Source organism: Sulfurihydrogenibium sp. YO3AOP1 (assembly GCF_000020325.1).
Lineage (GTDB): Bacteria > Aquificota > Aquificia > Aquificales > Hydrogenothermaceae > Sulfurihydrogenibium.
This window is the reverse complement of record NC_010730.1, coordinates 1,669,418-1,692,306: the sequence shown is the minus strand read 5'-3', so window position 1 is coordinate 1,692,306 and position 22,889 is coordinate 1,669,418. Positions and strand designations below refer to the sequence as shown.

Genomic DNA, 22,889 nt, shown 5'->3' with positions numbered 1-22,889 from the left:
TGAAAAATGGTACTAATAACACCCGACCAAGCTACAACAGTTGCACTAATATTTTCAAGAATAATTGCGTTTTTTATGGCTTTTCCGCTTATTTCATCTCCAATAATTCCTCACAACGTAAAAGTTTTATTAGTCGTTTCTTTTGCTTACTTTACAATGCTAAATTTCAATATAAAGTTAGAAATAAAAGAATACGATTTGTTAGTATTCCTTACACTAATTCTAAAAGAAGTTTTTATTGGTTTTTCCTTAGGAATAATAGTTAATATATTTATTGGAGCTTTTTCTTACGCTGCAGAAATAATTAGCTATCTCATGGGGCTAACAGTTTTAAATATGTTTAACCCAGCTTTTGGTCAAACTTCTGTGTTATCCGGATATTTTCTTTTTTTATTTTATTTCTTGTTTTTTATATCCGGAGCTTATCAAATTTTTATAGGAGCTTTGTTTAAAAGCTTTGAAGTGATTCCTCTTTCTTCTTTTAATATAAATAACGGAGTGTTTGAATTTATCATCAAAAAAAGTTCAGATATTTTTTTACTGTCTTTTCAGATGGCATTCCCGTTTATTTTAGTCTTACTTGTATTTAATATAGTTTTGGCATTGATAAATAGATTGATCCCTCAAATAAACGTTTTTATGGTTGGACTTCCGGCACAGATTTTTATTGGATTTGTCATACTCATATTTGCAAGTTCATTAATAATAAGCGTAGGTCTTAACTTTATTGATAAAATGACAAATTATTATTTAACTTTAATGGAAATTTTTAGCAGGTAAAACATGGCTAAAGACCCACGTAAAACCGAAAAAGCAACCCCGAAACGAAAGCAGAAAGCCAGAGAAGAAGGACAAGTTCTCAAAAGTATGGACGTATCTATTTCTGCATCATTGTTTGTCATTTTTATTGTCTTGATATTTTATTTACCTTTTGCATACAAATATCTTCTTGGATACTTTAAATATACGTTTTCAAATCCATTATATCTAATTTCAGAAAATGGGAGAATGTTTATTTGGTTTACACTCAAAATATTAGCAATCTTGATACTGCCTGTAATTCTTATTCTTTTTGTGGTTGCGATCGCATCAAATGTTATGCAGTTTGGATTTCTATTTACACTGAAACCTCTTACTCCAAAGCTTGATAAATTAAATGTTATTTCTGGGATAAAAAGAATATTCTCTTTGACTGTTTTATTTGAGCTAATTAAAAATCTTGCCAAACTAACTGTAGCATTGTTTTTATCTTATTTCCTTGTAAAGTATCTATTAAATGACTTTTTAGTTTACATGACAGGCTCTATTAACAATCAAATTTATGTTTTGAGTAAAACGATTATTATCCTTGTAATGTCGTTTGCTTTTTTATCTGTACCAATAGCCATCGCCGATTTTCTTTATAGGAGATATGAATACGAAGAAAACCTTAAAATGACAAAAGATGAAGTTAAAGAAGAAAGAAAATCCTACGAAGGAAACCTGTTAGTCAAGAGAGAGATTAGAAAAAGAATGAGACAACTTGCACTAAAAAGAATGATTGCAGAAGTTCCAAAAGCAGACGTTGTAATCACAAACCCAGAACACTATGCTGTTGCATTAAAGTATGAAAGAGGAAAAATGCATGCACCAAAAGTATTAGCAAAAGGACAAGATTTAATAGCCCAAAAGATTAAAGAAGTAGCAAAAGAACATGACGTTAAAATAGTAGAAGATCCACCATTAGCAAGAACATTATACAGTAGTTGTGAAATTGGAGATTATATTCCAGAAAATCTCTATGAGGCAGTAGCAAAAATATTAGCAGAAATTTATAAATTTAAAAAAGTGGTATAATAATGATATATAAATGTTTTTTTTTAATGTGGAGGCATTATGAATCTTAAAACAATAAAAACACTTTTTTTATTTATTTTACTTATAATTAATATCTCTTTTGCACAAGTAAGTATTAAACCTGGCGAAATATCATACATAGAAGTTCAGTATAACAATATATTGGTAGCTGGGGAAACTTACAATATAACCCTAAAATTCACAGATGCTTTTGGAAACCCATCTAACAATTTTGGTCTTGCATCAAAGATAAAAGTAGTATCTAACGGTCTTGAAATTAGTAAATCTGAGATTTATCCGGGGGATATAAAAAACGGAGAAACCGTTATTACAGTTAAAGGGAAAAAAGCTGGTTTTTATAACTTAACATTCTTTTTAGATGAAAAACCATTGATTCTTAAAGTTTTACCACTTGAGGCCTTAACATCATCTATGAATTTTAGAGTAATAAACAATAAAGCAGAAACAGCAGTAATAGAATCTAAGGATAGTTATTTACCCGGTTATACGTATGAAATAAGAATAAGCTTTTTTGATAGAGAAGGAAATCCAGTATTAGAAAAATCACATATCAACCAAACATTCCTTATTAATGCCAATGGAAGTGCTAAAGAAGTAAATATAAATGATTTTAATGGAAATGTGTACAAATTTGATATACTACCTTTTACAGTTGAAGATTTTAACATTGTTGTCCAGGATAAATCTAATAAAAACATCTTAGCATCAAAAGCTATAAAGCCTGAGATACAAACCATAGGAAAAATTGAGGTAATTGCTCCATCAGAAACCGAAGCCGGAAAACCATTTGCTATAGAAATAAAAGTTTATGATACTCAAGGCAGATTAATAAAAGTATACGACAAAATCGGTAAAGATATAAAGCTAAAAGTTAACGGCTCTGGAAGAATAATTCCTGATATAATTCCAAAAGAAGCGTTTGTTGAAGGCGTAGCCCAAATTCAAGTTATTTATACAAAAAGTGAAACAATCAATATAGAGCCTGTAATTCTTGGATTGAATACAAGTATTGATGTAGAAAAAAAGGCTCAAAAGGAAGAGAAAAAAATAGTAGAGCAACCTAAAAAGGAACAAGAATTGCCAACAGAAAAAAAACCTGAACAAATACCGAAGAAAAAAGAAAAGAAAACCACCACCATAAAATTAAAATTTCCATTAGAACTTGGAATAATTAACAAAGTAAACCTAATTTCTTCAAAAGAAAGTAATTATATATATAAGATTTACTTTTCAAAGAGAAATTTAGAGTATGAAGTAAGAAACTATGAAAAAGATATTTTTATAGGAAAAGAAAATATAGGAAAACTAAACTTCGTTGAAGATAAAGACCATAACATAGTTTTAAATATATCTTTGAAAGATGATTATACAGCAGAAGCTTCATTGTTAAAGGATTCAAAAAATACTATTGAAGTTAAGGTTGTAGAAAAATGATAGAAAAGATAATCCTAATTCCTATTATTCTTAATCTTGTCAATCAGCCAAAAGAGACAATCGAAAATGAAAATGTTATAGAAATTCCTATATATAAGCAGGAAATTTCCATTCCGATTTCTAAAAAGAAAAAGAATTCTTACGTGTCAAGAAAAAGAAAAAATTTAAATTATAAGGTAAATGTTTATAAAGATTCTAATTATCTTCATATAAAAATTTCTATACCAAGAAAATATCTAAAATCTAATCAAACAATAAAACTGCCGCCGAAAAAAGTTGATGTAGAAATAGAAGAATAAAATATAAAGGAGTTAAGATGCATCGAGGAATAGTAATTTTAGATTTTGGTTCTCAATATACCCAGTTAATAGCAAGAAGGATAAGAGAGTTAAATGTCTACAGCGAGATTTTGCCGTTTAACGCATCAGTAGAAGAGATACTAAAACATAATCCAAAAGGAATAATATTTTCTGGTGGTCCTGCTTCTGTTTATGAACCTGATGCACCTAAGCCAGATGAAAAAGTTTATGATTTAGGGTTGCCTATTCTTGGAATTTGTTATGGACTTCAGCTTATAACACATCATTTTGGTGGAGAAGTAATAAAAGCTGATAAGCATGAGTATGGTAAAGCCGAGTTAGAAGTTTTAGATCATGAAGACCTTTTTTATAATATCCCACACTATACACAAGTTTGGATGAGTCATGCAGATAAAGTAATAAAACTACCAGAAGGTTTCGAAGTAATCGGCAGAACGTTCAACGCACCTTTTGCGGCCGTAAGAAACAAAGAAAAGAAAATTTGGGGCGTTCAGTTTCATCCGGAAGTAAGCCATACACTTCTTGGTAAAGAAATGCTGAAAAACTTTGCAGTCAGAATTTGTAAATGTAAACAAGATTGGACTATGGGCAATTTCTTAATGGAAAAACAGGTTGAAATAAGAAAAATGGTAGGTGACAAAAAAGCAATCTGTGCTTTGTCTGGTGGAGTTGATTCGTCCGTTGCTGCGGTTTTGGTTCATAATGCGATTGGAGATAATTTAACTTGCATCTTTGTTGACAATGGACTTTTGAGAAAAGGTGAAAGAGAACAGGTAGAAAAAACATTTAGAGACAATTTCCATATTTCATTGATAGTAGTAGATGCAAAAGATAGGTTTTTAAAGGCATTAAAAGGAATCACAGACCCAGAGCAAAAGAGAAAGATAATCGGTAATCTTTTTATAGAAGTCTTTGAAGAAGAAGCGAAAAAATTAAAAGATGTGGAATACTTAGTTCAAGGCACATTGTATCCGGACGTTATAGAAAGCGTATCAGTTAAAGGGCCATCAGCAGTTATTAAAACTCACCATAACGTTGGCGGATTGCCGGAAAGAATGAACTTAAAGCTTATAGAACCGCTAAGAGAGTTATTCAAAGATGAAGTAAGAGAGCTTGGCAAAGAGCTTGGATTGCCAGAAGAGATTATTTATAGACAACCATTTCCAGGACCAGGTTTGGCTATAAGGGTAATTGGTGAAGTAAATGAAAATGATTTAAATATTTTAAGAGAAGCAGATGCAATAGTTTTAGAAGAAATAAAAAAAGCAGGACTTTATAAAGATTTATGGCAATCTTTTGCAGTTTTACTGCCAATTTATACAGTCGGAGTAATGGGTGATTATAGAACATACGAAAAAGTCATAGCAATAAGAGCAGTAGAAAGTACGGACGGAATGACAGCTGACTGGGCAAGGCTACCGTATGATTTACTTGACACGATGATGAGACGAATAATTAACGAAGTAAAAGGTGTCAATAGAGTAGTTTATGATATCTCTTCAAAGCCACCTGCAACCATAGAATGGGAATAATTTGAAAATAGGAATAGCATTATCCGGCGGTGCAGTAAGAGGACTCGCTCATATTGGAGTTTTAAAAGCCTTAGAAGAGCTTGACATTAAGCCAGATATAGTCTCTGGAGTTAGTGCTGGCTCTATCATTGGTTCTTTTTACTGTGCCGGATATTCTCCCAAAGAGATGGAAGAGATTGCTTTAAAAACCAATTTAAACAGCTTCATACTTCCTTCTATTTCTAAAAAAGCTCTCTTTAGCTTAGATAAATTAGAAAGCTTTTTGGAAAAGTACATTGGGAAGATAAATATTGAAGATTTAAAAATTCCTCTAATAATCGCAGCAACAAATTTAAATAAAGCAACCATAGAATATTTTCAAAGTGGAAGTTTAATAAAAACAGTTAAGGCTTCTTGCAGTATTCCAGTTATGTTTAAACCTGTTAAGATTGATAAATATTTCTATGTTGACGGGGGTGTTATGAATAACCTTCCGGTAGAATCTTTAAGAGAAAAAGTAGATTTTGCAATAGGTGTGGAAGTAAATCCATTTTTAGAAGAAGAAAAAGATTTTAATAATATAATTTCAATAGGAATAAGAAGTTTTTATCTTGCCATAAGGTCTAACACTGAAACAAGCAAAAAGCTTTGCGATTTAGTTATCCAGCCAATAGAACTTGTTAATATTCCATTGTTTGCTACTTGGAAAGCAAAAGAGGCGATAGAAATAGGTTATACTTTTGCAAAAGAGTTAATTAAAGAGCAAATAAGATAAATATATATATAAATGTATAACAAACGTTTTAATCCTTACCTATTTACCTCTAAACAAATACTTTAATCATTTGAAATTATAAATGTATCGATTTTTTAAATCATTTAATTGTGTTAGAATATTACTATACTTGAGCCATCTTTCATATTTTAGGAGGGAAATATTAATGTTGATTAATCGTATTAAAATATTATTATCGTTAATATTTGTCTTTTATTCAACGTATGCATCAGCACAGATAAAAGTTGAATCGGGTAATATATCTTATTTTCAAGTAAACTATAAGAAAACTGTTAGAGCCGGGGAAGAAACCACCATTACTATTACTGCCAAAGACCCTTTTGATAACGATGTTACAGATTTTTCAGGAAAAGTTATATTAAAAATTAATAATAAAGATGAAGTTATTACTTTTTCAAGTGGTGTTGGAAGTTTAAAATTCTATTCTGAAACGGTAGGAAAATACAATTTTAAAATTTATTTAGAAAATGAGCCATTTAAGATAAAAGATTCTTATACATCTGGTTTTCTAAATGAATTTAGTATTTACGTTTTAAACAATAAAATTTCTAAAATTGAAATCATAACTTCTCCTGAATTTTTACCTGAGTATGAAAAAGAATTCTCTATAGTTGCGTATGATAAATATGGGAATTTAGTTAATGATACTTCTCATGGTGAACAATCCCTAATAATTTAAACTAATGGAAGCTTTAAAACTATCATAAGAAACAAAGGACTTGAAAATGGAAGGAAAACAATAAAATTTATTCCTTCTGAATTACACGATATAAAAATAGAGGTTTTCGATGAAAATAAATCTTTACTTGGGTCGAAAACTTTAGCTTTTGTTAGACAAATTCCAAAATATATAAAAATTGCAATGCCGGAGAAAACAAGAGCCGGTGAAGAGTTTGAAGTAAAACTTAGCGTTTATGACTAAAACGGTTTGTTAATAAAAGTCTATGATAAGATAGGAAAACCTGTAAAATTAACTCACAATGGTTCAGGAAGACTAATACCAGATATAGTATACCCTCAGCAATTTTCTAAAGGTATAGCTATAGTAAAGCTGATTTATACAAAAAATGAGCAAATTAAAATTACACCTACAATTGAAGGATATGAAAAAATATCTTATAGCGAAGGGCCAAAAGAACCAGCACAAGAAACTCCAAAAGAAGAAAAAGCACCGGAGATAGTAAAAAAACCAGAAACAAAAGAGAAAATTATTCCGGATAAAATAGTTAGAGCTAAAGAGCCAGACAAAATTTTAAATCTTTTTATACCTAAAAACATTGGAAAGCTTGAGAACGTTGAAACATCGAAAGAAGAAAACGGAATTAAAATCTTAAAGTTAGTTATTTCCAATAGAAATAGAGATATAGAAGTTATAAAAGTAAGCAGAAATATAGAAGTTAACGGAAGAGAAATCGGAAGTTTATCTTTATATGAAAATCAAGAAGGTGAAATTGAGATAGAAATAAAAACTCTACCAAATTACACTGTAAATCCTGTGTTAGATAAAAGCCAAAATTTAATTAAATTAGAAATATATAAAGATTAAAAGTTAGATAATGCCGGGAAAGTTGACATCAAGAATTTGTATTTTTTTAATTTTTTCGACATTGATGAACGATAGAAACTTATTCTCAAAATAAGAAGTCGAGCATGTTTTAAATTTTTTTTTTCGAGTTTTGGAATGAATATGTAGATATAACTTTGCCTTTTTCCTATCATCTTTATGGCTCTGCTCCGAAGACTCTCCTTTTCCTCTTTTAAGAAGAAAAGACGAGGAATTGAGAAATATGAGGTAAGAAAGGAAGAAGATTTTTCGCTTTAGCTACAGAATAACAATCAAAAAGCTAATTAATTTTTAGACTTAGTCAAAATTTGAAAGCACTCTTATTGAATTAAAATACTAATCAAATAACTGTATATAGGAAATATTATTTTATTCAAAACACCTAACATTAAAAGTAGGATTAAAACAAAAAACCCATATTGCTCGTATGGTGCAACTTTTTCATATATACGATTAGGTAATAAGTTTAATAAAATATGTCCGCCATCTAATGGTGGAATTGGCAGTAAATTAAATATTCCAATAATAAGATTTGTCATCACAGCATACTTAAAGAAAATAACCAAAGGAACAACTATAGCTTCAATCAGATTACTAGGTACAAAAGATGCTAAGAATGTTAAAAATCCTTCGTTCCTAAATATCCAATATAAAAGACTAAAAAAAATTGCGAGAAGAAAGTTAGCTCCCGGTCCGGCAAAAGATGTAATTACTAAACCTTGCTTAAAATTAACTTTTCTGAAGTTATATGGATTTATCGGAACAGGTTTTGCCCAGCCAAACAAAAACGGAGAATTAATCAAAATCAAAAGTCCGGGAACTAACAAAGAGCCAAATATATCAATATGAGGTATTGGATTTAAAGTCAGTCTTCCTTCTAATTTTGCAGTATTATCTCCTAACTTGTAAGCAACATACCCATGAGCCACTTCATGAAAGATAACTGCAGTAAGTAAAGCTGGTATCATAAAAATCACATCAACTATATTAAAGCTCATAATCAGCCTCGTTAAATTTAGTTAAATACTAATTTTATCATAATATACATGTGATCTTTCGGACTAAATTCCTATAATATGCTTTTCTTTTTTGAATTATCAAAAACTTTTTGAAATATTGATTATTTTCTGATATGATAATATACAAAATTTTTTAATATAAAGGAGGAATTTATGCACGTAGGGATAGCCTTAGATTACACACTTTTTATTCAACTTATAATATTCCTTGTTTTCATGGTTATCATGAAAAAAATCTATCTCAACCCATACTTAGATGCTTTTCAAGAAAGAGAGAACACAGTTAAAGCCTTGATAGAAGAAGCTAATAAAAACAATCAGCAGGCTCAAGCAATACTTGAAGAGGTAGAAAAACTCTTAAATAAAGCAAAAGAAGAAAGTAAAAAAATCTTAGAACAAGCACATCACGAAACAAATCAGATAGTAGCTGATATTTTGAGAAAAGCCCAAGAGGAAGCAGAAAAAGAAATCCAAGAAGCTAAAAAGGATATAGATAGAGTTGTTGAGATAGAGATGAAAGCTCTTGATACAACTATAAATAAAGTAGCTGAAAAAATAGCTAATAAGATATTGCTCAAGGAGAAGGCGGCATGAAAAAAGTAGTATTATTTACTTTGTTAATAACTGGTTTATCTTTTGCAGGAGAGCAAAAAGAAGCTAATGAAAGCATGATTTTATTTTGGAAAGCGGTAAATACAGTTATCTTACTTGGGTTAGTTTACTACTTCGGCGGAAAGCATATCAAGAAGTTTTTAAATGGCAGAAGAGAAAATGTTGCAAATATGGTTTTAGAAGCACAGAAGATGAGAGAAGATAGCCAAAAAGCTTTAGAAGATGCTAAAAGAAAGTTAGAAGAAGCAAAATATAAACTTGAAGAAAGTATAAAAATATCAAAAGAAACAGCAGAGAGAGAAAGAGAGCATGCTATTATGCAAGCTAACGAAATAGCAGAAAGAATTAAAATGCAAGCCAAAGAAACAATCAATATAGAAATAAGAAAGGCAGAAGCAAAATTAAAGAAATATGCAGCAGAAAAAGCATTAGAAGTATCTAAATCTTTAATAGAGTCTTCAATAAATCCTCAAACGAGCAATGAATTAATTAAAAAGACAATAAAAGGTTTGGAGGCATAAAATGAAGATAGATAAAAAATATTTCAGAAAAGTAGTCAATGAAATAATTGCTAAAACTGATAAGTCTGAAGAAAATCTTTTAAAGATTTCAAGCATTCTTGACATTCTTAACAAGCTCTTTAAAGAAAATCAAACATTTAGAAACATCGTTTTAAATCCAAAAGCTTCCATGGAAGACAAAGAAAAATTAATGGAAAAAGTTTTGTCTGCTCTTGGTGTAGATGCGGAAATTTCAAAATTACTTATAAAAATCGTTAAAGACAAAAAAGCGAATATTTTTAAAGAGTTAAACAAAGTGTTTAAGTTTGAAGTTGAAAAATTCTTTGGAACTGTTCAAGGTGAGATTATTTCAGCTTACAAAATAGATGAAGCATTATTAAATGAAATTAAATCTGTTATAGAGTCCAAGATAGGTAAAAAGGTAGAGTTTACAGTTAAAGAAGATAACAGTTTGATAGGTGGAGCTGTAATAAAAGCAGGAACCTACATTATTGATACATCTGTTAAGTCTTACTTAAAACGTTTAGAAAGTACATTATCAAGATTTTAATATAAAAGGAGGTTAAAGATAGATGTCTGTAATAAGAGCTGATGAAGTATTAGAAAGTTTAAACAAACAAATTGAGGAATTTCAAGTAAGTGCAAACTTAGAAGAGGTCGGAACGGTTATCCAAGTTGGTGACGGTGTTGCTCGTATCTACGGTCTTGAAAAGGCTATGATGGGTGAGATGCTTGAGTTTGAAAGTGGAATCGTTGGCGTTGTGTTCAACCTTGAAGAGGACAACGTTGGTGCGGTTTTACTTGGTTCAGACGTAGCCGTTAGAGAGGGTAGCATAGTTAAAAGAACTGGAAAAATCCTGTCTGTTCCAGTAGGAAAAGGCTTGCTTGGAAGAGTTGTTGATGGACTTGGAAATCCAATTGATGGAAAAGGACCATTAACAGATATAGCATATTATTCTCCGGTTGAAAAAATTGCTCCGGGGGTTGTAAAAAGAAAATCTGTTCACGAGCCACTCCAAACCGGTATTAAAGCTATTGACGCGATGATTCCAATCGGAAGAGGACAAAGGGAGCTTATCATTGGTGATAGAGCAACAGGTAAAACAACAATCGCAATAGATACAATCCTAAACCAAAAGGGTCAAGGAGTATACTGTATTTACGTTGCAATCGGTCAAAAGAGGGCTAACGTAGTTCATATAGTTGAAACATTACAAAAACACGGTGCTATGGAATATACAACTGTAGTTGCTGCTACATCTTCAGACCCAGCAACAATGCAATACATAGCTCCGTTTGTAGGATGTACAATTGGTGAATATTTCAGAGACAATGGAATGCATGCATTAGTTATTTATGACGACTTGACAAAGCATGCTTACGCATACAGACAGTTATCATTGCTATTAAGAAGACCACCAGGAAGGGAAGCTTATCCAGGTGACGTTTTCTACTTACATTCAAGATTGCTAGAAAGAGCTGCAAAACTAAATGATGAGCTTGGGGCAGGTTCTTTAACAGCATTGCCTATCATTGAAACTCAAGCAGGTGACGTTGCAGCTTACATTCCTACAAACGTTATTTCTATTACGGACGGTCAGATATTCTTGGAAGCAGACCTTTTCTATAAAGGTATCAGACCTGCTATTAACGCCGGTATCTCTGTATCAAGGGTTGGTGGTGCAGCACAAATTAAAGCTATGAAGCAAGTTGCAGGTACATTAAGACTTGACCTTGCACAATACAGAGAACTTGAGGCATTCGTTCAGTTTGCTTCTGAACTTGATAAAGCTACACAGGCACAAATTGCAAGAGGACAAAGAATGGTTGAGCTTTTAAAACAACCACCAAACCAACCTGTTCCGGTTGAAAAACAAGTTGCGATTATATATGTAGCCGGACAAGGATATTTAGACGATGTTTCGGTTAATGCAATACAAAAATTTGAAAAAGAATTTTATGTATTCTTAGATACAGAAAAACCGGATATCTTGGAAGCAATCAGAAGAGAAAAAGCATTAACAGATGATATAAAAGCTAAACTTGATGCTGCTGTTAAAGAATTCAAACAAAAGGTAGCATTCTAAGGAGATAAACGATGGCTAAGTTATCACCAAGAGATATTAAAAGAAAAATAAACGGTATAAAAAATACTCAAAGAATTACAAAAGCGATGAAGGCAGTTTCTGCTGCCAAATTAAGAAAGGCACAAGCACTCTTATACGCAACAAGACCATACTCAAATAAACTCTATGAGTTGATAGAAGACTTAGCTGTTTATATTGACAGAGAATCTCATCCACTTCTTGAAAAAAGGGAAGAAAAAAGCGTAGATTTGGTAATTATAACGGCAGATAGAGGGTTGGCTGGTGCATTTAACTCAAATGTTATAAAAACCGCTTGGAGAGAGATTCAAAGGTTAAAAAGTGAAGGCAAAGAAGTTAGCCTTCTCCTAATTGGTAGAAAAGGGGTTAATTTTTACAAAAATAAAGGTTTTAACATAATAGAAGCTTATGAGGATATTTACAGAGACCAAGTAAATTTAACTTACACTGCAAAAGTTGGTGGAATTCTTGCATCAAGATTTATAGACAAAAAATCCGATGCTGTTTATCTAATTAATAATGAACTAATTACTTCTTCTACATATGAGACAAAGATTAGAAAATTACTACCACTTGAATCTACTGCTTCTTCAAAGAAATTAGAAGAAGTATCAGTGTACAACATAGAACCATCAAAAGAAGAAGTTTTAAGCTCCTTACTACAAAGATATATAAATTATCAATTATTTAGAGCTTTGGTAGAATCATCCACTGCCGAACATTCTGCAAGAATGCTTGCGATGGATAATGCTACGAAAAACGCAGGCGAAGCAATCAGAAAATGGACAATTATATTTAACAAAGCAAGACAAGAGGCAATCACTACTGAACTTATTGATATTATTAATGCTGCAGAAGCAATTAAGTAAAAAACTAAGGAGGAATATAAATGGCTAAAGGAAAAGTTATTCAAATAGTTGGACCGGTTGTAGACGTTGAATTCACAGAAGGCGAATTACCGGCTATAAGAAACGCATTAAAAGTACAAAGAACTGCTATTGATGATACTGGAAAAGAATATGTAGAAGATTTATATCTTGAAGTTGCTCAACATCTTGGAGATAACAGAGTAAGAACAGTTGCATATGGTCCTACCGATGGTCTTGTTAGAGGTGTTGAAGTAGAAGATTTAGGTTCTCCTATTAAAGTACCTGTAGGAAAGGCATCTCTTGGAAGAATCTTTAACGTTGTAGGACAGCCAATTGACGAAGCTGGACCGGTTAACGCAGAAGAGTATTGGCCAATATTCAGAGAAGCTCCTTCTTTTGAAGAACAGTCAACAAAAGTTGAACAGTTTGAAACAGGTATTAAAGTTATAGACTTACTCGTTCCACTAATTAAAGGTGGTAAAGTTGGATTATTCGGTGGTGCGGGCGTTGGTAAAACAGTTCTTATGCAGGAATTAATTCACAATATCGCTAAGTTCCACTCTGGATACTCTGTTGTTGTTGGTGTTGGTGAAAGAACAAGGGAAGGAAATGACCTATGGATGGAGATGAAAGAATCAGGCGTTTTACCATACACAGCTATGGTATATGGTCAGATGAACGAGCCACCGGGAGTTAGATTTAGGGTAGCTCAAACAGGTCTAACAATGGCTGAATATTTCAGAGATGTTGAGAAACAAGACGTTCTTATTTTTATAGACAACATATTTAGATTTGTTCAAGCAGGTGCGGAAGTTTCAACACTTCTTGGAAGATTGCCGTCTGCGGTTGGTTATCAGCCAACTCTTGGCACCGACGTTGGTGAAGTTCAAGAAAGAATTGCTTCTACAAAGAATGGTTCTATTACTTCTATTCAAGCAGTTTATGTACCGGCTGACGACATCACAGACCCAGCTCCAGCATCTATTTTCGCACACTTAGATGCTACTATTGTTCTCCAAAGAAGATTAACAGAGCTTGGAATTTATCCGGCTATTGACCCGCTTGAATCTACATCAAGAGCATTAGCTCCAGAATACATTGGAGAAGAACATTATTATGTAGCAAGAGAAACTCAAAGAATTCTCCAAAGATACAAAGAATTACAAGAAATAATCGCAATCCTTGGCATGGAAGAGCTTTCTGAAGAAGATAAAGCAATCGTTGGTAGAGCAAGAAGATTACAAAGATTCTTAGCTCAAAGATTCCACGTTGCAGAACAGTTTACAGGTCAGCCGGGTTCTTATGTTAAGAAGGAAGAAACTATCAGGTCATTTAAAGAAGTTGTTGAAGGTAAATGGGACCACTTACCAGAGCAAGCATTCTACATGGTTGGTGGCATAGAAGAAGCTAAAGAAAAAGCTGAAAAATTAGGCGTTAAAGTTTAACTAAAATTATAGACTCGGGACTCAAATCCCGGGTTTTAAAAATTATTCTTAAATTATTTAATCTATATCAAGTGTTCAAATAAACTGTAAATTAAAATATTTTAAAGAAAAGGGGATCCTTCGGACTTATGTCCTCAGGATGACAGCGAAAAGTTGAATGATAAGCATCAGAGGAAGGATAATCTTATTCGTCATTCTGAGCGTAAGCGAAGAATCTCCTACTTTAATTAAATTTCTCACGCGACGTATCAAACTATTTTAAATAAATCGTAATTAAACCTCTTACATATAATCTTTTAGGCTTTTACATTGATTTGAATTTTTAAAATTTTTCCTTTATTCTTATAATATGATAATTAAAATATTTAAACTTTTAAAATAAAACGAGATTTTTAATGAAGTTGAACATTTTTCTTTTAACTTTGTTGCTCATTTTTAAATTTTCTTTTGCTGAAACTGTAGACCAGCTTATAGAATTAGCTTTAAAAAATAATCCACAGTTAAAAAAGATAGAAAAAGAATTAAAAGTTTTGGAAAGTAAGGTTCATGTTGCAGATAAACTTCCAAACCCATCTTTTTCATTAAGTTTTAGCGATGGAGGCAAAATCACTGTAAGACAATATTTGCCATGGTATGATAAACTCAAAATAAACAAACAAATAGAAGAAAAAAACTACGAAGCACAAATTTATGTATACAAATTAGAAAAGAATAAGATTGTCAGACAAATAAAAGAAAATGCTTATTATGTATGGCTTTATAGAGAGAAAATAAAAACCCTTAATGGTCTTGAAAATTTATTAAAAGACATAATGAATAGAACAAGAGATGAAGATAGATTAAAAATCTTATTATCAAACATCATTTTAGAAAAAATAAACTATCATTCGAATCTTAATAAAAAGATTCAAGAGTTAAAAACAGTTGTAAATTCTGAGTTTAGTGATGTTGAAATAGACTTAAATGAAAATAAAGATTTTTCTATAGATGAAGCTATTTCTAAGGTAGAAACAGCTAGCCCATTGATTAAAAATTTAGAGAATAAATTAGAAAGAGATAGACTGTCTTATAAATTGTCAAGAGAAATATATTATCCAGATGTTACACTTTCTTTAGATTATAAAGCAAAAGAAGATATAAAGAATGCTTTTTCTATGGGCGTTGGTTTAAATGTTTATCTGCCATTTTGGAGAACATTATCTCAAGAGCAATCAGTATTGGCTCAGAAACTATTTGTAATATCTCAACAAGAACAAAAATTAGAACTTCTAATCAATTTAAAATATATTTTATCTATAAACTATGAAGATTATTTATCTGCTAAAGAGAGGTTAAGGATTTTAAAAGATTTTAGTATCAACTACGAAAACAGTCTAAAAAAAGCAATTAATGAATATGCTCAAAACGTTAGTAATTTTCAAAACTTTTATGTTATCTTTAATGAATACAAAAATTATAAGATGTCTATCTTGGAACAAGTTTTGAATGTCTATCTATCAATAGCAAGAATAGAAGAACTAACTTCAGATTAGTTAATCTATGATATAATTGATATTTTAAAGCATCTTCGAGGTTACGATGGAAAAAATTTTAGAAGCTTGTGGAACATTGGTACATTCAGAAGAATATCCGATTTTTTACCATGATAAATCAAGAGAGATTTGGATAACAGGATACAAAGATGGGAAAAAATTTGATTTGTTTATAAAGAAACTTTATGACGGAACATTAAAACTGATATACGAAATACCTGAAGAAAGAAAGGTTGCACTTTTTTTTAGATGAAGATAAGTTAATTAACCGTTTAAAAAACAATATTTGAAAAAGAGGTGGTAGAAGATAAATGAAAATGAATGTCGGTATAGTAGGATTACCTAATGTTGGAAAATCCACAATTTTTAATGCCCTTACAGAAACAGCAAAGGCAGGAGTTGCTAACTATCCATTTTGCACCATAGACCCAAACGTTGGAATAGTTAACGTTCCTGATGAAAGACTTTATAAAATTGCAGAGCTGGAAAAAAGTAAAAACATAGTTCCTGCAACGATAGAATTTGTAGATATAGCAGGTCTTGTTAGAGGAGCAAGCAAAGGAGAAGGCTTAGGTAATCAATTTTTAGCAAACATAAGACAAGTATCAGCTATTGCACACGTCGTTAGATGTTTTGATGATCCGGATATTATTCACGTAGAAGGTTCTGTAAATCCTGTAAGAGATGCTGAAATAATTGAAACAGAACTAATATTAGCAGATTTACAATCAATAGAAAAAAGATATGAAAGGTCAGCGAAAGCTGCAAAAACAGGAAATAAAGAAGCTAAATTTGAAGTTCAAGTCTTAGAAAAAGCTAAAGCTATTTTAGAGGATTTAAAACCACTTAGAACAAATCTTGATAAATTTGAAGAAGAAGAGATACAGTGGCTTACAAAAACACTTTATCCAATAACAATAAAACCGCTTATGTATGTTGCAAACATTCCAGAAGAAGATTTGCCGGAAGGGGAAGGAAACGTATATTTACAGCAACTTAAAGAAAAAGCAAAACAAGAAAATGCACCAGTGGTAGTTTTATGTGGAAAAGTTGAGCAAGAATTAATAGAACTTCCGAAAGAAGAAAGACAGGAATTTTTAAACGCCCTTGGCTTAAAAGAACCAGGATTAAACAGAATGATTAAAACAGGCTATGCACTTCTTGATCTGATTACTTACTTTACAGCAGGAGAAAAAGAAGCAAGAGCATGGACGATTAAAAGAGGGACAAAAGCACCCCAAGCAGCAGGAGAAATTCACTCAGACATAGAAAGAGGTTTTATTGCGGCAGAAGTGATAAATTATGATGACTATATTAAAATTGGCTCAATGCAAAAAGCAAAAGAGCTTGGAATGGTAAGAATAGAAGGAAAAGAGTATGTTGTTAAAGACGGCGATATTATGTATTTCAGATTCAATGTTTAAACGTGATAGGTGAGAGGTGAGAGACTGAAATGCTAACAATTCTCACCATTTCACTATACAGATTTTCATCTTATATTTTTTAGAATTGATAATGAATTTCATAACATTGCTTATTTATCTTTCTTTCAAGACGCATTCTTAATTGAGAATGCTTGGAAAAATCAACATCATCATTTTGCAGCCGGCGAAGAATCTCCTTTTTCAACCCTCTTCCTTTCAAGTAACAATAAAAGAGGGGATCCTTCGGACTTATGTCCTCAGGATGACAGCGAAAAGTTGAATGATAAGCATCAGAGGAAGGATAACCTTATTCGTCATTCTGAGCGTAAGCGAAGAATCTCATACTATTATTAAATTTCTCACCCGACGTATTATTAAAAAATTTTAATGATTTTATCATTCGTGCTTGTATATAATTATCTGATTAAAATTAATGATTAACAAGGATAACTATGAAAAAATTTATAACTGTAATAACTGCATGTATTGGTTTTAATGTATCTTTTAGCTTAGCCGAAGATGTTAATCAAAAAATAACTATAAACGATGCGATCAAGATAATAAAAGAAAACAACTACGATGTAAAAATTGCATCTTATGAAGTTAAAAAAGTCGAAGGTCAATATATTCAGACAAAATTTTATCAAAATCCAACCTTATCAGTAAATTATACAGGTCTTGTGTTTGGTAAGAACATTGTGTACGATACCGGAAATACGATGTTATCCATAAGAGTAGACCAGCCTTTTGAACTTGGTGGAAAAAGAGAAAACAGAATCAAATCTGCTTTCTATCAATTACAATCCGTTAACTATCAAAAAGAAGATACTACAAGGAGCGTAATTTTAAACTTCTTATCTGTTTACTTTCAAACGTTGTCTGATAAAAGTTATTATGAGTATTTAAAGCAGGATTTAGATGATTATGAAAAAATGCTTCAAATCCAAGAAAAGAAACAAAAAGCCGGTTTTTTAAGTCTAATAGACTATATGAAGCTCCAGTTGTACAAAAATGAGCTGGAAAACAGTAAATTACAAGCAGAAAGTACTTATAAAAAAGATTTGCAGGAGATTAAATTTTATCTAAATGGAAATTATGAGCCAGTATCTGTAAATATAGATACTAAAGAACCAAATCTTGATGATTTAGTTCAAAAAGCAACAGAAAAAAGAGAGAGTATAAAAGCATTTCAAGAACAGTTAAACTCAGTAGAACATCAGATTAAATTAATTAAAGTATACTCAATACCGGATGTAAGCCTTGGTGTTGAGTATGACAGCTTTGGAACTCAGTATAAGCCGGGCGTAGGTTTTGGATTTTCTTTAAACCTACCAACCTTTGATAAAAGAAAAGGTGACCTTATTACTGCCATAGCTTTGAAAGAACAAACGTTGGTAGCTCTTTCAAAGGAAAAAGACAGAATAAGAAAAGAGATATCACAAGCTTATGAAGATTATCAAGTTAGCAAAAAAATATACAACTCATACTTAGAAAAAAAGAAAGTTATGGATGATTTGTTAGAAAGGACAAAGAAAGCCTACTCTATAGGTGGTATTTCTACCCTTGATTTCTTAGACACGCTACGGACCTACAAATCTTTTATGAATGCTTATCTACAATCATACTATCAATTTCTAAATAATTATTCATCATTAAAAATACTTTCAGGAGAAGACTTATGATAAGCAGGGTTTTCCTTTATATGATTGTTTTAACTTCTTTTGTTTTATTCTCTTGTAATGAAAAAAGTAAAAGCTCTGATAATGAAAAAAATACAAAAAAGCAAATTCAAACAGTGGAAGTAGTTTATCAAGAAGTACCAGATTACATTGAAGCAACAGGGTTAGTACAGCCAGATAAAGATGGTACTGTAAAAATAACCTCCAAATTGCCAGGAATAATTCAATCGATCAATGTTCAGGTTGGAGATTATGTTAAAAAAGGTCAAGTCTTGGCATCTGTAAAAGCACCAGACACAACAGATTTATACTCACAGAAAGTAGCCTTGTCTGTTCAACTGTCTCAAGCAGAAAGAATTTACAAACTAAAAAAAGAGTTGTACGAAGTTGGAGCAATTCCAAAAGCAGAGTTGATGGATGCTGAAACAAATTACAATGTACTAAAAGCACAGCTGAAAGGCATTGAAGAAAAGATGAAACTTTTAGGTGGAACTCTTGGTTCAAGTGTTATCACTTCTCCAATTGATGGAATTGTGTATCAGATAAACAGTCATGTTGGAGATTCTGTTGACCAAACAACTGAAATATTAAGCTTAGTTAATCCAAACAAAATAATGGTAGTTGCATTAGTTCAGGATAAAGACGTGTTTAAACTTAAAGAAGGTGACGATGTTGATTTTTCTATTGATTTATTCCAGGATAAAAAATTTCAAGGAGTTGTTAAATACATAAGCGACGTTGTAGACCCGGATACTAAAAAAATTAAAGTATTTATAGAACCAAAAGAAAAAGAAGCACTAAAAATAAATATGTTTTTCAATATAAGAATATACACAGGCAAACAGACCCATGCAGTTATCCCGCAAAAAGCATTGATATACAAAGATGGTAAATTTTACGTCTATGTAGAAGAAAATGGAAAGCTAATCAAAAAAGAGGTTAAATTTATCAAAGAACTTGAAAATAACAAAGTATCCGTTGACGGTTTAAATCAAGGTGAAAAGGTTGTTGTTGACCCTTTGTTGGAGGAACATACGTGAAAAAATGGGTAAACTTTGTAGCTGATAATGCTTTAATATTCTTTATTTTTGGCTTTATAATTACAACTGTATCATTATTCTTTGTAAAAAATTTAAACATTGAAGCATTTCCGGACCCGTCTCCACCCGTTATAGAGATTGTGACTATATATCCCGGCAAATCAGCGGAAGAGATAGAAAGACAAGTAACAATTCCATTAGAAATATCCTTAGCCGGAATGAGAGGACTAAAAAGAATAAATACTATTTCTTTATATGGTTTATCTGATATTAAATGCTCGTTTTCTTATGATGTTACTTATAGAGAAGCAAGACAAGAGGTAATAAACAGGCTTGCAAACGCAGATTTACCGCCGGGAGTCTCTCCAAGTATAATTCCAAACCCAATCGGTGAAGTTTTAAGATATGCAGTTATAGGAAATAAAAATCTTATTGACCTTAGAACCATTCAGGATTGGACAGTTGCAAGATACCTTAAAACTGCTGAAGGTGTAGAAGATGTAGCAAGCTATGGTGGTTTTATAAAAGCATACACTGTCGAAGTTAAACCGGAAAATTTGATTAAATACAATGTTTCTTTATCTGATATAGTTCAAGCAATATCTAACTCTAACGTAAACTCTGGCGGAAGGGCAATAGATTTTGGCTCTCAATACTTTCTCATAAGAGGAGTTGGTCTTATAAAAAACTTAGATGATATAGGAAATATTGTTGTTGCTTATAAAAACAATACACCTATTCTTGTGAAGAATATAGCAGAAGTTAAGGTCGGAAATATTCCAAGAACCGGTATAGTTGGACTAAACAACTATAACGATATAGTTATGGGGGTAGTAGTTTTAAGAAGAGATGCTAAAAGCATACCTTCTATAAAGTCTATTAGAGAAAAAATTCAAGAATTGAATCGGCATATTCTTCCAAAAGATGTAAAAATTGTTCCTATTTACGAAAGAGGTAAATTGATCGATACAGTAGTCCATAAAGTGGCAGAGATTGCTTTGGTAGGAATTGCTTTAGTATTTCTGTCTGTTTTTATTTTTCTTGGAGATTTAAGAACTGCGTTCTTAGTTTCTGCAATCGTGCCTATGTCTTTGATAATAGCCCTTGGAGTTATGGCTATAAGAGGTGAATCTGCTAACTTTCTATCTATTGCAGCAATAGACTTTGGTATCTTGGCTGATATTTCTCTATTATTTGTAGAAAGCTATCTTGCAAACTCTACAAAGTTTGGTGTAGGAAGAAGGGCTTTGATGAGCGCAACAGATGACGTTGGTAAGTTTTTGCTTTTATCAATAGCTATAATTGGCATATCATTTATTCCTGTATTTTTAATGGAAGGTGCAGAAAAACGCATATTCTCTCCAATGGTTAAAACTTACCTATATGCCATAACAGCGGTTATTTTCCTTACATTTACATTTTTAATAGCAGCATTAGTCTTATTTATAAAATCTCCAAAGCACGAAACTAAATTTGTAGCTATTTTAGAACATTTCTACGAAAAATTATTACAGGGTTTGATAAAAGTCAAAATCAAAACCATTAGTTTGGTGCTTATAATCATAACAGTTATTACTCTACTGCTAATAAAAAACCTTGGAATTCAATTTATACCAAAGATGGATGAAGGTAATATATACATTCGCATAATCTTTCCATACTCAATTTCACTGTCTCAAACTTATGAGAATGCAAAAAAAGTTAGAGATACTTTAATTAAATATCCGGAGATTAAGACAATAGAGTTCCAAGTTGGAAGACCAGAAGATGGAACTGACCCAACGGGACCTTTTAACTCAGAATATTTCATAGACTTAAAGCCATACGATGAATGGAAAAATTTCCATACCAAGGAAGAGCTTGAAAATGCCATCAGAAGAGATTTAAAAAATTTGTTTCCAAACGCAGATATAAACGTGTCTCAATATATAGAGGATAACTTAGAGGAAGTTTTAACCGGTGTAAAAGGTGAGAATGCCGTCAAGATTTTTGGAGATGATCTATATAAGTTAGAAAGCTTAGCTGAGGAAGTTGAAAAAAGAATTGCTACTATACCTGGCATAGTAGATGTCGGTATTTTCAGAGAGATAGGTCAGCCAAACTTAGTAATAGAAGCAGATAGAGAAAAATTAGCTTTATATGGTTTGTCCGTTGAAGAGTTAATGGATACTGTTTCTGCAGCTCTTGGAGGAAAAGAAGCAACCCAAGTTATAGAAGGAGATAAAAGATTTTCTTTAATTGTGGTCCTACCCGAACAGATAAGACAGAATGTTTCCAACATTGGAGATATTCCGGTAGCTCTTCCTAATGGATCTTATGTAAAACTTTCTTCTGTAGCTAATATTAAATTTGATACCGGAGCTTCTTTCATTTATAGAGAAAACTACAAAAGATACATACCGATTAAGTTTAGCGTTATCTCCGGGGACTTGGCAGGTACAGTAGCAAAAGCACAAGAAAAAGTACAAGATATAAAACTACCAGAAGGGTACTTTATAGAATGGGCAGGACAGTTTAAAAGCTTAGTAGAAGCTCTGCATAGATTAGTTATTTCAGGATTAGTAGCAGTATTTGCATTATTTATTTTCCTTTATATAGTAAATCGATCAATCAGAAATACACTGATTTCAATGCTGGGCATACTTTTTGCATTCTTTGGAGGGTCATTAAGCTTGTTTGCTACTGGTTATCCAATAAGCTTATCTGCAATAGTTGGGTTTGTGTCAATCTTAGGGATTTCCATATTAAACATTTCTTTTATTATGGCATCTTATAAGATGCATATTCTTAATGGAATTAGCGTAGATGAATCAGCAAAATTAGCTTCGAAAGAGAAGTTTAGGGCGGTTCTTTTAAGCAGCTTTACAGCATCCTTAGGACTGCTCCCGACAGCATTATCTCAAGGTATAGGTAGTCAAATCCAAAAACCATTAGCTATAGTTGTAGTAGGTGGCATGCTAATATCTGGATTATTAATAATTTTAATCATTCCGCCACTTTTAAAGTACAGTGAAGTTAAAGAAGTTTAAAAAAATTTATATGAGATTCCTTTCTCGGCTGTAGATTGTTAGAAGGTGATGAATGTTGGAGCAATTCATGAATTGCTCGTACGCAATAGTTAAGGGGTAAGAATTATTCTAAAGTTTTTATCCATCTTTTTG

21 protein-coding genes are annotated in these 22,889 nt (G+C 31.7%); 20 read left to right on the top strand and 1 reads right to left on the bottom strand.

What is annotated here, in order from left to right; translation table 11 throughout:
* Nucleotides 1–6 precede the first annotated feature (6 nt).
* From fliR to SYO3AOP1_RS08315, 8 genes are all read left to right on the top strand, one after another.
* Nucleotides 7–780 (top strand): flagellar biosynthetic protein FliR, encoded by a 774-nt coding sequence (gene fliR / locus SYO3AOP1_RS08350; protein WP_012460286.1) that lies wholly within the window; start codon nucleotides 7–9, stop codon nucleotides 778–780.
* 3 nt (nucleotides 781–783) lie between these two features.
* Nucleotides 784–1,836 carry a flagellar biosynthesis protein FlhB gene (gene flhB, locus SYO3AOP1_RS08345; RefSeq protein ID WP_012460285.1) on the top strand — a complete coding sequence of 351 codons (1,053 nt, stop codon included), beginning with the start codon at nucleotides 784–786 and terminating at the stop codon, nucleotides 1,834–1,836.
* 39 nt (nucleotides 1,837–1,875) lie between these two features.
* Nucleotides 1,876–3,291: a hypothetical protein gene (locus SYO3AOP1_RS08340; protein ID WP_012460284.1), complete on the top strand. Its 1,416-nt coding sequence runs from the start codon at nucleotides 1,876–1,878 to the stop codon at nucleotides 3,289–3,291.
* Nucleotides 3,288–3,590: a hypothetical protein gene (locus SYO3AOP1_RS08335; protein WP_012460283.1), complete on the top strand. Its 303-nt coding sequence runs from the start codon at nucleotides 3,288–3,290 to the stop codon at nucleotides 3,588–3,590. The genes SYO3AOP1_RS08340 and SYO3AOP1_RS08335 overlap by 4 nt, the downstream gene beginning before the upstream one ends.
* A gap of 17 nt (nucleotides 3,591–3,607) precedes the next feature.
* A complete protein-coding gene (gene guaA / locus SYO3AOP1_RS08330; RefSeq protein WP_012460282.1) occupies nucleotides 3,608–5,143 on the top strand; it encodes a glutamine-hydrolyzing GMP synthase in 1,536 nt (511 codons plus the stop codon).
* Nucleotide 5,144: 1 nt separating this feature from the next.
* The gene (locus tag SYO3AOP1_RS08325; protein WP_012460281.1) at nucleotides 5,145–5,897 is read left to right on the top strand and encodes a patatin-like phospholipase family protein; all 753 of its coding nucleotides are present in this window, start codon (nucleotides 5,145–5,147) and stop codon (nucleotides 5,895–5,897) included.
* 166 nt (nucleotides 5,898–6,063) lie between these two features.
* Nucleotides 6,064–6,597: a hypothetical protein gene (locus tag SYO3AOP1_RS08320; protein WP_012460280.1), complete on the top strand. Its 534-nt coding sequence runs from the start codon at nucleotides 6,064–6,066 to the stop codon at nucleotides 6,595–6,597.
* A gap of 249 nt (nucleotides 6,598–6,846) precedes the next feature.
* Complete coding sequence (locus tag SYO3AOP1_RS08315; RefSeq protein WP_012460279.1) at nucleotides 6,847–7,464, top strand: hypothetical protein; 618 nt, start codon at nucleotides 6,847–6,849, stop codon at nucleotides 7,462–7,464.
* 338 nt (nucleotides 7,465–7,802) lie between these two features.
* On the opposite strand, the gene SYO3AOP1_RS08310 is transcribed toward SYO3AOP1_RS08315, so the two are convergent.
* A complete protein-coding gene (locus SYO3AOP1_RS08310) occupies nucleotides 7,803–8,480 on the bottom strand; it encodes a site-2 protease family protein (RefSeq protein WP_012460278.1) in 678 nt (225 codons plus the stop codon).
* A 174-nt stretch (nucleotides 8,481–8,654) separates the two neighbouring features.
* On the opposite strand from SYO3AOP1_RS08310, the gene SYO3AOP1_RS08305 reads away from it, so the two are divergent.
* From SYO3AOP1_RS08305 to SYO3AOP1_RS08250, 12 genes are all read left to right on the top strand, one after another.
* Nucleotides 8,655–9,095, top strand: a complete 441-nt coding sequence (locus tag SYO3AOP1_RS08305) for an ATP synthase F0 subunit B (protein ID WP_012460277.1) — start codon at nucleotides 8,655–8,657, stop codon at nucleotides 9,093–9,095.
* Complete coding sequence (locus SYO3AOP1_RS08300) at nucleotides 9,092–9,634, top strand: ATP synthase F0 subunit B (protein WP_012460276.1); 543 nt, start codon at nucleotides 9,092–9,094, stop codon at nucleotides 9,632–9,634. The genes SYO3AOP1_RS08305 and SYO3AOP1_RS08300 overlap by 4 nt, the downstream gene beginning before the upstream one ends.
* A gap of 1 nt (nucleotide 9,635) precedes the next feature.
* Complete coding sequence (atpH, locus tag SYO3AOP1_RS08295) at nucleotides 9,636–10,184, top strand: ATP synthase F1 subunit delta (RefSeq protein ID WP_012460275.1); 549 nt, start codon at nucleotides 9,636–9,638, stop codon at nucleotides 10,182–10,184.
* Between the two features lie 22 nt (nucleotides 10,185–10,206).
* Nucleotides 10,207–11,721, top strand: coding sequence for a F0F1 ATP synthase subunit alpha (gene atpA / locus SYO3AOP1_RS08290; RefSeq protein ID WP_012460274.1), 1,515 nt, complete (start codon nucleotides 10,207–10,209; stop codon nucleotides 11,719–11,721).
* A gap of 11 nt (nucleotides 11,722–11,732) precedes the next feature.
* Entirely contained in the window at nucleotides 11,733–12,608 is an 876-nt protein-coding gene (locus SYO3AOP1_RS08285) for a F0F1 ATP synthase subunit gamma (protein ID WP_012460273.1), read from the top strand.
* Nucleotides 12,609–12,628: 20 nt separating this feature from the next.
* The gene (gene atpD / locus SYO3AOP1_RS08280; RefSeq protein ID WP_012460272.1) at nucleotides 12,629–14,053 is read left to right on the top strand and encodes a F0F1 ATP synthase subunit beta; all 1,425 of its coding nucleotides are present in this window, start codon (nucleotides 12,629–12,631) and stop codon (nucleotides 14,051–14,053) included.
* A 425-nt stretch (nucleotides 14,054–14,478) separates the two neighbouring features.
* A complete protein-coding gene (locus SYO3AOP1_RS08275; protein WP_198001832.1) occupies nucleotides 14,479–15,585 on the top strand; it encodes a TolC family protein in 1,107 nt (368 codons plus the stop codon).
* 46 nt (nucleotides 15,586–15,631) lie between these two features.
* Entirely contained in the window at nucleotides 15,632–15,838 is a 207-nt protein-coding gene (locus SYO3AOP1_RS08270; RefSeq protein WP_012460270.1) for a hypothetical protein, read from the top strand.
* A 58-nt stretch (nucleotides 15,839–15,896) separates the two neighbouring features.
* On the top strand, nucleotides 15,897–17,009 hold the full coding sequence (gene ychF / locus SYO3AOP1_RS08265) for a redox-regulated ATPase YchF (protein ID WP_012460269.1): 1,113 nt from the start codon (nucleotides 15,897–15,899) through the stop codon (nucleotides 17,007–17,009).
* A 452-nt stretch (nucleotides 17,010–17,461) separates the two neighbouring features.
* Complete coding sequence (locus SYO3AOP1_RS08260; RefSeq protein ID WP_012460268.1) at nucleotides 17,462–18,691, top strand: TolC family protein; 1,230 nt, start codon at nucleotides 17,462–17,464, stop codon at nucleotides 18,689–18,691.
* Nucleotides 18,688–19,728, top strand: coding sequence for an efflux RND transporter periplasmic adaptor subunit (locus SYO3AOP1_RS08255; protein ID WP_012460267.1), 1,041 nt, complete (start codon nucleotides 18,688–18,690; stop codon nucleotides 19,726–19,728). The genes SYO3AOP1_RS08260 and SYO3AOP1_RS08255 overlap by 4 nt, the downstream gene beginning before the upstream one ends.
* Nucleotides 19,725–22,757 (top strand): efflux RND transporter permease subunit, encoded by a 3,033-nt coding sequence (locus tag SYO3AOP1_RS08250; protein WP_012460266.1) that lies wholly within the window; start codon nucleotides 19,725–19,727, stop codon nucleotides 22,755–22,757. Before SYO3AOP1_RS08255 ends, SYO3AOP1_RS08250 begins: the two co-directional genes overlap by 4 nt.
* The last annotated feature ends 132 nt before the right edge of the window (nucleotides 22,758–22,889 follow it).

Excerpts from the sequence above, each read along its gene's own strand:
- atpD (WP_012460272.1), top strand. The coding sequence starts at position 12,629 with ATGGCTAAAGGAAAAGTTATTCAAATAGTTGGACCGGTTGTAGACGTT.
- ychF (WP_012460269.1), top strand. The coding sequence starts at position 15,897 with ATGAAAATGAATGTCGGTATAGTAGGATTACCTAATGTTGGAAAATCC.
- SYO3AOP1_RS08300 (WP_012460276.1), top strand. The coding sequence starts at position 9,092 with ATGAAAAAAGTAGTATTATTTACTTTGTTAATAACTGGTTTATCTTTT.
- SYO3AOP1_RS08285 (WP_012460273.1), top strand. The coding sequence starts at position 11,733 with ATGGCTAAGTTATCACCAAGAGATATTAAAAGAAAAATAAACGGTATA.
- SYO3AOP1_RS08310 (WP_012460278.1), bottom strand. The coding sequence starts at position 8,480 with ATGAGCTTTAATATAGTTGATGTGATTTTTATGATACCAGCTTTACTT.
- SYO3AOP1_RS08260 (WP_012460268.1), top strand. The coding sequence starts at position 17,462 with ATGAAAAAATTTATAACTGTAATAACTGCATGTATTGGTTTTAATGTA.
- SYO3AOP1_RS08305 (WP_012460277.1), top strand. The coding sequence starts at position 8,655 with ATGCACGTAGGGATAGCCTTAGATTACACACTTTTTATTCAACTTATA.
- flhB (WP_012460285.1), top strand. The coding sequence starts at position 784 with ATGGCTAAAGACCCACGTAAAACCGAAAAAGCAACCCCGAAACGAAAG.
- SYO3AOP1_RS08270 (WP_012460270.1), top strand. The coding sequence starts at position 15,632 with ATGGAAAAAATTTTAGAAGCTTGTGGAACATTGGTACATTCAGAAGAA.
- SYO3AOP1_RS08340 (WP_012460284.1), top strand. The coding sequence starts at position 1,876 with ATGAATCTTAAAACAATAAAAACACTTTTTTTATTTATTTTACTTATA.
- SYO3AOP1_RS08320 (WP_012460280.1), top strand. The coding sequence starts at position 6,064 with ATGTTGATTAATCGTATTAAAATATTATTATCGTTAATATTTGTCTTT.
- fliR (WP_012460286.1), top strand. The coding sequence starts at position 7 with ATGGTACTAATAACACCCGACCAAGCTACAACAGTTGCACTAATATTT.
- SYO3AOP1_RS08335 (WP_012460283.1), top strand. The coding sequence starts at position 3,288 with ATGATAGAAAAGATAATCCTAATTCCTATTATTCTTAATCTTGTCAAT.
- atpH (WP_012460275.1), top strand. The coding sequence starts at position 9,636 with ATGAAGATAGATAAAAAATATTTCAGAAAAGTAGTCAATGAAATAATT.
- SYO3AOP1_RS08255 (WP_012460267.1), top strand. The coding sequence starts at position 18,688 with ATGATAAGCAGGGTTTTCCTTTATATGATTGTTTTAACTTCTTTTGTT.
- guaA (WP_012460282.1), top strand. The coding sequence starts at position 3,608 with ATGCATCGAGGAATAGTAATTTTAGATTTTGGTTCTCAATATACCCAG.
- atpA (WP_012460274.1), top strand. The coding sequence starts at position 10,207 with ATGTCTGTAATAAGAGCTGATGAAGTATTAGAAAGTTTAAACAAACAA.